This is a genomic window from Mesorhizobium sp. XAP4 (assembly GCF_029269325.1).
GTDB lineage: Bacteria > Pseudomonadota > Alphaproteobacteria > Rhizobiales > Rhizobiaceae > Mesorhizobium > Mesorhizobium ciceri.
In genome coordinates, this window is record NZ_JARIXW010000003.1 from 71118 (window position 1) to 84120 (window position 13003).

Below are 13003 nucleotides of genomic sequence, written 5' to 3' on the forward strand. Positions count from 1 at the left end.
CTTACCGCCGTCGCGTGCGCACCCGTCCCAATCTTGGGCGGATTGCAAACACGTGATTAAGCACGTGCCAGCCCGCCACCTTCATGACCGAAGGCCGGAAGATCTGTATCCCATCCAGGAATGTGGTCAACCAGGACTGCTGGTGGAACCGCATGGGAATACGAGCAACCCGCAGCGCCCGCAGCAATGTCTCGGGAGGCGGGAGATGGTTGCGGTCTTTGATGAGATTCCAGTTAAGCTGCTTGACGGCGAGGGTCACTTCGTCGACCTCGCGGAAACTCTTTGACGTGGTAATGCTTGGATGGCTCGTTGCATCATAAAAGGTAAGCGGATCGCTTATCGCCACCATGTCCCCATGGCTGGCTAGATCGACGAAGAACAGTTGATCCACTCCGGCCGGAATCTCTTTGTGCGTGCGCATCAAGCAGCCGGCACGAATGACGTCGCTGTTGATCAGCAATGTGGATGGAATGATCCCCAGGCAGCGTGTCGCGCGCACCAGATAGAGGTCCATCAGGCACTGCTGGCTGGAATAAAGGGAGATCGCTTCCTGCTCCTTGGGGACTTGGCGAAATCTCACTCGCTTGTCCTCGATTATGTTTGCGGCAGACGTCATGAAGGCGACCGACGGGTGCTGTTTGGCAACTTCGGCGAATGTCCTGAGTGCACCTGGCGCAAGCCAGTCATCGTCGTGCAGCAACTTGATCCACCGTCCAGAGCAAGCCAGCATAGCGTTGTTGGTGTTCTCCACCTGACCGCGACCTCGGCTGTTCTCGATGATGCGGATGCGAGGTTCGCTTCGTGCATAGTCGGTCACGAGAGCCCAGGTCTCGCCCTGCGCTCCCTCGTCGTCGCTCACGACCAACTCCCAGTCGGAGTAATCCTGGCCCAGGACGCTGTCGATCGCTCTGCGGATCGTATCGGGCCGGCGAAAGGTTGGTATCCCGACAGAGATAAAAGGGCGTGACCATGAGACATTGGCACGATCATGCTGGGTGACCGCAACTGCCGCTTGAAGATTGTCAACCGACGACGAATTCATGGTGTTTTTTCCTCGAGACATTCATGTTGGATGCACGTTGCAGCGCCTGCTGGTTGAGGGTCGTGGGTCAACAAATACAGCGATGCTGCCATTTTCAGAGCGAAACCCGACGCGCCGCCGGCGGCCATGAAATAGATGACGGTGACTGGCTGCCAGCCCGCCTGGGCGCCGGCGAGCAGCGGGCCAAACACGAGAACCGCTCGTGCGAGGTCGATGACCAGTCTTGTTCCTTGCCGACGTAGCAGAGCGGGAACGTCGCTAAGCGGAGTCGACAACGCTTGTGCCGCGCCCATCAGCGCCAGTGCGGTCATGATTTCCGCGGTGGGCATCCAAGGCTCGCCCAGGAGCGGAACGACCACATAGGGCGCGGCGAGTCCAAGCAGCAATATCGGCACCGCGGTAAAGCCGGCAGCCAGCAGGAGAAGCCCGCGTGCCACGCCAAGCAGGTGTCCACGATTGTTGTTCTGGTTTGCTTCGGCGACAAAAACATTGCTGAGCGGTGAAGCGATCAGCGTCACTGGACCGGTAACCAGGCGCGTTGCTACGCCCAAATATCCGGCAAATGCGGTGCCGAACAGCCCACCGACAAGAACTGCCGGAAGATTGTTGATCGCTATGCTCGCGAGTGTTGCGGGGATATCGAACAGAGGAAATTTGTATTCCCGCCGGGCCTTTTCGAACACCGCACGCCAAGGTGCCCGGGCGATGCCGCGCAAATCCTCCCAGCTCGTCACCCGATAACCGATATACCCGATAAAGACGAACTGGCTCAAAATATGGGCATGGATCATCGCTTCGCCGCCAAGGTTGGCAATGCCGAAAACCAATTGCAGTGCAGCCATGCTCGCCGGCAGGATCAGCCGCCCAAGGGCAAAGTCGCGCAAAAGCCCAGCACGCAGGCTCCAGCAGTTCATGGCTTCGACCAGACCTGCGCCTCCCATTCCGATCGGAATGAGCCAGGCAAGCGAGCCGAGGCGGTTGGGAGCAAGGTTCGACAGCATCTGTCCGGCCGAAAAGGCCAGGACGGTGGTCACGAACACAGCCAAAAGGATAAGCTTGACCGTCACATAGGCCTGGGCGCTCCCCTTAACCCCATAGAGTGACGCCTCGAAGCGCAATGCTGCGACCCCGGCGAGTATGTTCACAATCGACAGATAAATCGTAAAGATGCCGAAATCCGCAGGCGAATAGAGCCGCGCCAAGACCGGAATCGCAGCAAGAAGGGTGAGTTGGCCGACAATTGCCATCGCCGACACTTCACCAGCTGCACGAATGATCGAACCGATCGTGCTCGGCCGAACAGCGATGATGGCTGTGTCGGCCGCGGGAACCATCTTGGGTCTCAGAAGGTCGCTCAGTGCCATCGGTTCGCGCTTCCGAGGGAGGCAAATATCGGGGATTGCCGCAGCCTACGATGCACACCGAACCTTGCCATCATTCACCTGAATGACGCGCTCTGCGGACAGGCTGCACCCTGAATCGTCCGGGCCGCTCCCTGGATGAACCGCCCCCGGATGGTCCGCGGCCCAAGGACGAGCCTGTGCTTGGTCATGCTATCTGCTCGCGCAAGAGGTCGGCGCTATCCTCGAGCCGATATCCGGCATGTTTTTTCAAGTTCACTTGCGTGAGGACGCTGCCGACGGGTACCGCAAGAGAACCGTTGCCCTGAAGGAGTTCCAGCACCCCGCGAGCGAGGGTACGTGGCGTTTTCCTCCATCGGACGGCAAAAAGCACCGCATCAGCCCATCCAGCCAGAAATTTGGCTTCCGGCCGCCCGAGCGCCGACGGCAGGTTTATGATGACGATGCGATAGGTCAAGTGCAGATCCGCCATCACTTTGCCCCCATCCTCGCAGGACAACACCGCCAGCAGATCGTCCGACGGAGCAGCGGTCATCACGTCGATGCCGATTTCATGCAGACTGGCCACGGCGTTTTCCAGGTTGCTGCGATTGCAGACATAGTCAGCGAAGGAATGGCGGCTCTTGCGCTCGCTGAACTGATGCAGGAACTCGAGCGTGAGTTGAACGCCCTTGCGTTCAAGATCGATCAAGAGAACACGACCGCCCATCCGCGTGCCGGCCAGCGCCAGACTCCATGCGAGCTCGGTCCCCCCATCCTCCGGGACGCTGGAGGTGACAAGCGCCGTGTACGACGAACGAGCCCTCAGCGCATTGGGCGCCGCAGCAATCAGCAACGACGTCACGGCGCGGCTATAGGCGGAGCTGCGCTCGCCCAGGACAAGGGTTCGCAGTCGTTTGGCATGCACCCTGCCTGCTTCGGGAATCTGCCCCATACATGGAACCTTGAGCACCGCTTCCGCCTCGGTCTCACCGCGGAAAGTCCGATCGAAGTGATTGCGCATCGTGACGAAAATCGCGCCCAGTATAGCGAACACAATCATCCCGGGCGGAACAAGGAAGATGGCGGGCAAGGTCTGCGGGATGGTCGGCGGCCATGCCGCCGATAGGATGGAAATTCCAGCCGAGGGAACTCCGATACGCCGCGTCAAATCCTGTTGCCGGCCAAGAAGTTCGTTGTATCGCTGGGTCAGCAAACTGACCTGCGGCTCGAGAACCCGCAACCCGGAAAGCCGGCTGGCGGTGTCGGCCATGACCGCATCCAAAATGGCCTTCCGGCTCTCAAGAGTGGCGATCTGGGCACGGAAAATGTTTGCGTCCGCAGCAATCTTGTCGATGCCTTGTTCGACCTTGCTTTCGGTCATGTTTCTGAGTTCTTGGTCCGCAGGCGCGCGAGCCTGTCGAGCCGCGAGATCGGCAAGTTCAGGCCCGCCAATGGCTTCGGCCACGGAGACGAAAGAAGCCCCCTGCGCTCGAAGCTCCTGAACATGTCGCAGCCGAGTTTCCACAGCGGCGAGATCTGCGTTTGACATCGACAATTGCTGGCTGAGGTCGGCCCGTTCCCTGGCTGCATTGTCCGCCGAGCCTTGGTCGATGGCTCCGTGGCTCAACCGATATTTCTCAAGGCGGTCGGCCGCTGCCTGCAGATCGTTTTGCAGCCTGGGCAGGCTGGTGGTGATCGCATCGAGTTCTTGCTGGTCGGATGCCTGCCTTCTCCTTATCAGATTGTCGACATAGACCTGAGCGAATGTGTTGGCCACGAGCGCCGCCCGCGCGGGACTGTCATCGGCGAAAGCGACGGAGACTACTCTCGATCGCAGCTCCTGCCCGACCCGCATTCCTTGCCGCAAGGCTCTCAATTCGGAGGCATCCTCGGCCTGTGAATCGCTGATTGTTTTGTCCGCTCCTGGCCACAGTCGGTCCAGTAGACCACCGGCAAGCGAGCGTGTCCTCGGGGGAGGGATGGCAGACGGCTCAAGCCGGGAATTCCCGCTAGCGGAATTGTCCTGTCCGGTTTCAGCCGCACCTGTCTTGCGCAGTGCCGCCATGACGCGGCGCAGATGGTCTTGCGACGATAGCATCGTGATGTGGTCATCTATGCTTGAATCGACGAGGTCCTGCGAAGACGGGGCGCCGACGGGCAGTGAACCGCGCGATGGGGCGTCGATGATAAGCTGAGTAGTTGCTTCGTAGAGAACCGGGCGAAGACTTCCAAGCAACCCCGCCAGCAGCCCGCCCAACACAGCGAAGGCAACAATAGACCATTTTCGCCTTGCCAGAATCACGAAGAGTTGGTGCGACGCGGTGGCCGGCTCGACATATTCGCGCAATGACCGCACGTGCACTCTGCCTTCGAGAACCGGTGCTGGTGGTTGATTGATCCGTGGCAGCTGGATCGGGCTGATTGCGGAACCTACCATTTTATACTCCTGCCAGATCGGGTTCATGAATTGGGCCGGTTTGCTGTGCTTGCCGGTTGGCTCGGCTCCGCCAGGCCTGGAACATCAATGCGGACCACAATTCGCGCGAGCGGTTCTGGCCATCAATGTGATCGCGCCAGCAGGCGTCGATCTTCGCAGCGTCCAATACGTCACTGCTTTCTGCTCGCATGTCGGCGAGAAGATCGCTGGCCCAGTTGCGCAGCGGACCCCGCAGCCATGCTGCGATAGGGACATCGAAGCCCTGTTTCGGACGCTCGATCAGGTGCTGCGGGAGATAGCGGCGTAGCAATTGACGAAGAATCCATTTGCCGGCGCCATCACGAACTTTCATGTTGGATGGCAGCCGCCAGGAGAATTCGACAACGCGGTGGTCAAGCAGAGGACACCGGCCCTCAAGGCTGTTGGCCATAGTGGCACGGTCCAGCTTCACCAAGATATCGCCAGGCAAGTACCCCGCCATGTCATCGTACAGAAGACGGGAGAGCAGGTCGTCAAGCGGCGGACCGCCGTGGCCGTAGATTGGTTCGGTGGGCCGCTGACGTCCCAGGTTTTCAGCCTGTGGCCGCGCCAGCCGCTGAAACAATTCGTCTTCATTCGATGCCGTGAGCAGCCGGGCGAGACGTTCCATCCGGTCGCTCCGGATAAAATGCCTCGCGCTCGCAGAGAGTGGCAGTTTGCCGATGACATCGTCGCGTCCGGCGCGTGCGAAAAAACCTGCCCCTGCCGCCAAGGTTCGGCGCAGTTGTCGGGGCAGGCGCAGGTGTCGTTTCAACCGCTCCGCCATGAAGTGGCGACCGTATCCTGCGAAGCATTCGTCACCGCCGTCGCCCGACAGCGCTACGGTGACGTGCTGACGGGCGAGCCTGGCAACGAGCAAGGTCGGTATCTGCGATTCATCGGCGAAGGGTTCATCCCAGACCTGCGGCAACTCGGGAATGACGTCACGTGCGGCGCTGGGCGAGAGGTGAAGTTCGGAGTGGTCGGTGCCCAGATGACGGGCAACGGCCGCTGCGTATGGAGCTTCATCAAAGCCGCCCTCTGCGAACGAGATCGTGAAGCTGCGAACCGGCTTGCAGGATTGAGCCTGCATCAGGGCGATCACGGCTGAGCTGTCGATCCCGCCCGACAGGAAGCCGCCCAGAGGGACGTCGGCGATCATGCGTTCCCGCACGGCCAGCCGAAGCCGGTTGTCCAGTTCGTCAACCAGATCTTCGTCGGTGCCGGTAGCGGGGTTCCGTCGCCCATCGGCTGCAACGTCAGCCAGTGACCACCAGCGGTGAACGCGTTGGGAAAGACGGTCCGCGCTGCGGTCTTCGGCATAATTCGCCGCGGTGACGGAAAGGACGGAACCAGGCGGCAGTTTGAACACGCCTCGCCAGATACAGAGATGGTCCGGCACCCATCCCGTTGAAAGCATTGCCGCCGCGGCATCAAGATCAAGGTCGGGAGAGAAGCCCGGAAAGGTGTTGATCGCCTTCAGCTCAGAGGCGAAGACCAATGCGTCTCGGGTCGAAGCAACATAGAGGGGCTTTTTGCCCATCCTGTCACGGGCCAGATAAAGGCTTCTTGTCTTCAGATCCCACAATGCGAACACGAACATTCCGGCAAAGCGTTTGAGGGCGGTTTCAAGCCCCCAATGCTCGATTGCGCTGAGCATCACTTCGGTGTCGCTGGCGCCTTGAAAGGTTTGGCCCGCACTCTCGAGTTCGCGACGCAAATCGCGAAAATTGTATATCTCACCGTTGAAGGTGATCACGTACCGGCCGCTGGCAGAATGCATCGGCTGGTGCCCGGCGGCTGACAGGTCGACAATTGCCAATCGCCTGTGGCCCAATGCGATTCCAGCCTCGCGATCGGCCCAGAGCCCTTCGCCATCCGGGCCCCGGTGACGCAGCGATGCGGTCATCCGCCCGATCGCTTGGAGCGGCTTTATGTCTGTGGCATCGGAAGCCAATAGAATTCCGGCGATCCCACACATTTAGGGCACCCTGGGCTCGGCAAGTTGCGGCCGAAGTGCGGTCGGATTTCCGGCAACGAGGCAGAAAGCCAGCGAAAACCACACGATCGGATGGCGGATGATCAGGTGAGGCATGCTGAAGATTATCGTCGACGCACCGAGCACCAGCAGCGCGTCGAAGCCCGCTCGCCAGGCAACCGACATTGCGGCTCCCACGATCCAGACCAATGCCATCACCGCAAGCAATCCGCCCTGCAGGTAAAGGTCAAGAACGGTGTTATGGGCCTCGAAAGGGCGCTGTAGAAATTGACGGTCGGCGACGGGCGGGCGCTCGAGGTGAGGCCCAGGGCCTAATCCCAGGGACCCGGATTTCAACCCCGTTTCCACCGCATCCTGCCACAGATAGAGCCGGAGTTCGAATGTTTCGAGTGTCGCTTCCCCACCCTGGTCCTTGGTAAGGCTCTTGGCAAAATGGGCGACGCTGGCCTCTTCGGTGAGCGCGTACGGCGTCATCGCCAGCGCTAAAGGCAAGGAACCCGCCAACAGCACAATTGCTGCCAAGCGGGGCAGGCTGGCGCGACCGCTTGTTGCGATCCATGCACGAAGCCGCAATCCGAGAAAGACGAGGCAGCTCAGGATACTGGTGTAGAGATAGGTGTCGCTCTTCGTCAGCCGGCCGACATAAAAGGTCAGGATCAGGCTGGAGAATGCGAGCAAACGGCGCCATGGGTTGCGGGTGGTCGTGGCAAGGTGCAAAGCCAGGGGGCCAAAAAGCGCGCAATAGAGCGCAAGTTGGTTCGGGTTCTCGGACCAGCCACGGAATCTGTCCCAGAACCAGGGGTCGACGCCGGGCTGGTGGGCCACCCCAAATGCCAATCCCAGCTGAATTACGAAGCTTCCATTGGCGATGGCGATCACCCACCAGGCACTGCGGCGAAGGTGACGATCGGCGTCGGGCTCCGCGGCCGCCAGGCATGTGAAGCCGGCCAGCAGCATGTAGGCCATCACGTCATGTACCAGCCCGGTCAAGTAAAGGACGGTGGTCAGGTAGCCGACGATCGTGCCGATTCCCAAAGCCAGCGACAAGATCAGCCAGAAGCTCGCCAGTTGGACAAAAGCGGGTGTGACCTGGAGACGACCCCCGGCGAATATTCGTCCAATCGCCAGAGCGATCCAGATCGCGATGAACAATTCGCCATAGCCGAGCGACAATCCCGGAACGGCCAGTTGCGTCGCGTAGGACATCGCAACTCCCAGGGCGAGCAAGGCGTCCCGGATCATTGACGTGCTCCGCCCCGGTGATCTGCGAGGCTGCCCTCAAGTGCGACAGCAGGGAGCGGTCGCGGAAGCCCCGCGCGGAGTGTGTTTTCGTACAGATCGCAGTACTGATCGACCACCAACGGCAGGGCAAATCGCTCCCGCACAAGTTCAGCGGAACGGGCGCCCATTGCCTTTGCCCCAGCGCGGTCGGACAGCAAGTCTATTGTTCGCGAGGCAAGGGCATCGGCGTCATGCGGTGCAACCAGGTAGCCATTCCACCCGTCTTCGACGACGTCTCTGCAGCCTGGCATCCTGGAAGCCACGATTGGCAGTCCCGAAAGCCCCGCTTCCAGCAACACACGCGGTACTCCTTCGCGATACTGGGTGGGAAAGGCGAATACATCGGCCATGCCAAGGAGATCAGCGACATCGCGTCGTGGACCCAAGGCCAGCACATGAGATGCGTGCCGGTCGATCTCGGACTTGTCGATTGCGAATGAGCCTTCGGATTCTCGCGGGCCGACAAGCACAAATCGTGCTGCTGGTCTTTCGGCCACGACGCGAGGAACCGCCTCGAGGAGGGTTCCCACACCCTTCTGACGGGTCAAGCGGCCGACAAAGATCACCACTTCGGCGGACTGGAGGCCGAGTTCCCTACGCATCTTCGTTGCCGAGGACCCGAGGTGGCGCACCGTTGCGAACGCATCGACATCGATTCCGGAACTGCGTATCAGTCGCGAGCTTCCGCGACCGGTCAGCCGAAAGCGCTCGAAGAACAGTTGGTCATCACGATTTTGGAAAACGGTCGCCGCCGTCCACGAAGACGCGAGCCATTGCAGCGCGCAATAGACCGGACGCAGGGCCAAAGCGCGAGGCGCCAGAGATGAGAACGTCCAGCCCAGCCCGTTGATGGTGCGAATAACCGGAACTGTTCCCCGCATGGAAAGGGGCGTCAACAGATTTGGCTTGGTGTCGAAACTCTGGATGATGTCGGGCCGAAGCTCCCGCATCAATCGGCGCATCGTTCCGAGAGCACGCCATTCCCCGCCGCCAGATGCAAACCGGTCGAAGGAGAACCTGTGATGCGAAATGTCATGCCTTAAAAACGGTACGGGAGAACCGCTCGAGACCGCCGTAACGCGAAAGCCTTTCTCTCGCAGCGCGATGAGGAAGGGAACTCTCAAGGCGTGATCCTCGCCTCCCACGCAGACCAGATGTGGGTTCATCTGCCTCTCCCCAGCGCACACGGCGGGCAATCGAGTAACTGACGCTCTCGATGCTGCCACGGCCCGGTTTCATCACCTATGAGCGCATCCCGCCCGAGTGCACGCTATGGGGAGGCCGGGTTCCTGTCCTCGTCCGTTTGAATGACACCATGATGTTTGGAAAGGGGTAGGACCAGTGAGGCGAGATTCCCTCGCGGTGGGGGAGCGCTAATGTCCCTCCTGTCTTGCCGACGCAGTCTCACCGGGACGCCCCCACGGCATTGCCTGAAGTGGGCACGATGAGTGGCTGGAGTAAGGCGTGGCGGACCTGAGCTCCGCGGCTCGCTGATGGGCGCGAAGTTCGGACGCTCGGCCCAAACGACTGTCGGCGAGGCCCCAAGACCTCGCCGACCTTTTAAGGCATTCGTCGCTGGAGCGTCAGGTGACCAGGAAAGACGATGCGGTAATCGACAGATGCGGAGAGAGGCTCGCGAAATGGATCTGGTTTGCGCCTCCGACGCCGTCGCTGTCGAAAGAAAGAGCTCCGGTCGAACTGTTGTAGATAATGTGATCGGAACTGTCATGCGCCGCTTTGCCGGCAAAGAAAGCGTCCGACGAGAGGCCCCCCTGATCGAGACCGGCAAAGATGGAATGGTCGAGGTGGATCTTGTCCTGGGCTTTGTTGAAATCAGTGATCCTGTCGACGTTTCCAGAACCAAGGGCGGTACTGAACACGAAGGCATCTCTGCCCCCGTGCCCGGTCAACGTATCGGCCCCGCCGCCACCGTCGATCTTGTTGTTACCGGCATTGCCGTGAATGGTCTGTCCGAATTCGTTGCCGGTCAGATTGATGGCGGCCTTGCCGGACGTCTTGGTGGTTGCGAGTTGCTCGATGTGCGAGCCAGCCGAAAGAGCGAAGCTCACCGAGGCAAGAACCTTGTCGAGGCCGCTTCCTCTCTGCTCCACCACCTTGTCGTGGGCATTGTCGACGTAATAGGTGTCATTGCCGCCATAGCCGGTCATCTTGTCGGCGCCACCGCCGCCATTGATCTTGTTGGCACCGCCATTTCCATAGATGGCTTGACCGAATTCGTTGCCGGTCAGGTTGATGGACGCCCTGCCACCCGAATTGGCGGTGGAGAGCTGCTCGACATGTGATCCCGCCGTAAGAGCGTAACTCACCGAGGCCGCGACCTTGTCGAAGCCCCCGTTTGGCGCTTCCATGACCTTGTCATGAGCATTGTTGACGAGATATTTGTCATTGCCCCCGGTTGCGTGGAAAACGTCTGCGCCGCGCGTGCCATGGAAGACATGATCGCTGCCCGACGGGGCCGGCGCGGTGGGAGCAGGGGTGCCGACGTGAGTAGGAGGTGTGGTCGGTGTGCCGACCGGATCACTGACCGGGGGCGTGACAGGATCACTAACCGGGGGCGAGACCGGGGCATGGGTGCCCTCGAGATTGTGCTGGAGGAAAAAGGCTTTCAGTTCCGAGGCGCTTTCAAGCGCGGTGTCGCCATTCTGCGTTCCCCATTTATAGGTATAGTCAAAGGCCGGCGACGGAACCAGTGCGGCCCAACGATCAATCATGGCCTGCTCCTGGGCAGCGGTGGGCATGACAAACTTGCCGCCAGCGCTGGTTTCCCAGTTGCCACCACCGAACGCCTGGTAAAGCGGGACGATCTTGTCAATCGGGATGCCCGCTTCACCGGCAGCCGCAACCATCTTGTCGATATGGGTGTAGTCGGGAGCCGAAGTGTTGTTGATGGGGTAATAGCCGATACCGTAGAAATCGATGCCCGTATTCGCCGGATTGTAAGCGGCGTGGGCCGGGTCGTTCGGGTTCATGTAGCTCGGGGAGCCATCCGTGCCCAAGTTCATCATCGTGATGAAGGTCTTGGCGCCGGGAACATGAGAATGAATCCAGTCGGATTCCGCCTTTAGGTTTGCAGCGGTTGCGTAGCTGCCCCACTTGCCTGTCGGATCAGGCTCGTCGCTAAGGTAAAACCCGAACACATTTGGATTACCTATGAAGGGAGTGACTTTATCAATGAAAGACGAAGTTACTCCGTCGTGCTCACCGAGATAAACCAAGCCTTTCATGCCTTCCGGCAAGGCATTGACTTGCGAAACGTACTGAACATCAGCCAGATTGAATCCGGCGGTTGCGATCTCGGCGGCTGATCCACCGGACGCGTAGTGGAGTGTCATCCAAAAATCCTTTGGTTGATTCGGTTATGCCCCACGTCTGCTTAGTTGACGGCGCATATTAGGCCCAAATCAAATACGACACCCGCTGGATAGAATCTTTGATCGCCGACAGGATTGCTGCACAGCAGGAGATGTTCCTCTTCGGTCAACCGAAGTCTTTTAAAACAGTGCCGCAACAACAACATAAGCCCCTCTCATCCGGCTCATTGTTGAGCCGCGTGATTGGGAAATATCCGCCTTTCCCGACCGGGTTATCCCCAACTAGGGGAAAGCCAATTGGGGTGCCTCGGCACATGAACCGAGGCTTGCGCTGACGCCCTCGCGGCTCACCCGCCAACTTGATGGTCGAAAGATCGTGCCGCTTGCGGCGTGAAGCGGCCACCTATCGCTGCTTTAGGAGCACTTTCTGCTTTGATCCTATTTAAAAAATCGATGGCCCAACTCTCGTTTGAAATATGATCCGACCCAGCGCATGGAGAAAAAGTCATCTCTCCAAAATATATGTCACCGTTAATGCTGTACAAATCAACCCTGACAAACTCAACATCCCTAGATATCGTTTCCGCGATCTCGATCATTTTTTCGAGATTTTCCGGCCTTTCTACGTTTTCTGGCAGGTCATAACCATACATGACATCAATCTGCTTAAAATCCGGAAGAGAAAAGACAGCCCTTTTATGATCAACAAATCTACCGACGTCGACCTGAAGATAAATTGCCTTGCCGCGAACGCAAAAGAATTTGTAGTCACTTAATTCACCGCCAGTAGAAATGTTGTCTTCGACAATTAATTTCTTTTCCATTTTATAATATTGTGTCTCTCGTCCAATATTGAAGTACGACCTCTTAGAGAAATTTAAGAATTCCTCTACGGTTTTCCTATTGAGCGGTTTGTCGAGGAATATAATTTTTCCAGAGGAATGGGTCGGCTTCATCACGAAATGACGTCCGAGGAAAGGCTGGATCCAAAGTAAAATGTCATCTGGCGTCGTATTTCTATCTATCTTGAATACAGAGATCGTCTTTGGGATTTTAAGGCCTGCGATTCCACTAGCTATGTACTTAGCATAATGCTTATCAACGAAAATCTTCTCCAGGTATCCCCATCTATTTCGTATCATTCTGTCAAATATAAAATCATTTATCGTAGCCGATTGACTGGAAACCCGTCTTGGGAACCTATTGTTCCCGTTAAAGAATCCCGCTGCTGCTATGGGGTAGTTCAGAACGTAGAAATTCGGGGTTATCAAGCTGACCCTATATATCGTTTCCCAGACAGCTCTTCTTAATTTCCGATACTTCTTTTCCACGCAACACCCCACTACGCGGATAACGCACCGGCTAGCGCGGCGTCCGCTCTGATAACAACGATGGCGAAGGCGCGATCCGCCTCCTTGGGCAGGTTGGCAGCCGTCACAGATGGGGCGGGTCGAACCCGTCGGCCAGCGCCCCGAGGTGAACGAGCCCTCCAGTCGCCATCCCTGCGCATGCGTTAAACCACAATACGTCAGGCTCGATCACCGTCCTCCT

General features: G+C 58.7%; 8 protein-coding genes. All 8 read right to left on the reverse strand.

The window, feature by feature from the left end:
* Window position 1 precedes the first annotated feature (1 nt).
* Window positions 2–1042, reverse strand: a complete 1041-nt coding sequence (locus P3C39_RS13845; RefSeq protein ID WP_275953876.1) for a glycosyltransferase family 2 protein — start codon at window positions 1040–1042, stop codon at window positions 2–4.
* Window positions 1039–2406 (reverse strand): lipopolysaccharide biosynthesis protein, encoded by a 1368-nt coding sequence (locus P3C39_RS13850; RefSeq protein WP_013533110.1) that lies wholly within the window; start codon window positions 2404–2406, stop codon window positions 1039–1041. The genes P3C39_RS13845 and P3C39_RS13850 overlap by 4 nt, the downstream gene beginning before the upstream one ends.
* Window positions 2407–2590: 184 nt before the next feature.
* On the reverse strand, window positions 2591–4822 hold the full coding sequence (locus tag P3C39_RS13855; RefSeq protein ID WP_024502432.1) for an exopolysaccharide transport family protein: 2232 nt from the start codon (window positions 4820–4822) through the stop codon (window positions 2591–2593).
* Between the two features lies 1 nt (window position 4823).
* Complete coding sequence (gene asnB / locus P3C39_RS13860; RefSeq protein WP_275953875.1) at window positions 4824–6821, reverse strand: asparagine synthase (glutamine-hydrolyzing); 1998 nt, start codon at window positions 6819–6821, stop codon at window positions 4824–4826.
* On the reverse strand, window positions 6822–8081 hold the full coding sequence (locus tag P3C39_RS13865; RefSeq protein WP_024502434.1) for an O-antigen ligase family protein: 1260 nt from the start codon (window positions 8079–8081) through the stop codon (window positions 6822–6824).
* A complete protein-coding gene (locus tag P3C39_RS13870) occupies window positions 8078–9286 on the reverse strand; it encodes a glycosyltransferase family 4 protein (RefSeq protein ID WP_024502435.1) in 1209 nt (402 codons plus the stop codon). Before P3C39_RS13870 ends, P3C39_RS13865 begins: the two co-directional genes overlap by 4 nt.
* Before the next feature lie 417 nt (window positions 9287–9703).
* Complete coding sequence (locus P3C39_RS13875; protein ID WP_275953874.1) at window positions 9704–11473, reverse strand: calcium-binding protein; 1770 nt, start codon at window positions 11471–11473, stop codon at window positions 9704–9706.
* Between the two features lie 326 nt (window positions 11474–11799).
* Window positions 11800–12783 carry an ATP-grasp fold amidoligase family protein gene (locus P3C39_RS13880; protein ID WP_275953873.1) on the reverse strand — a complete coding sequence of 328 codons (984 nt, stop codon included), beginning with the start codon at window positions 12781–12783 and terminating at the stop codon, window positions 11800–11802.
* Window positions 12784–13003 lie beyond the last annotated feature (220 nt).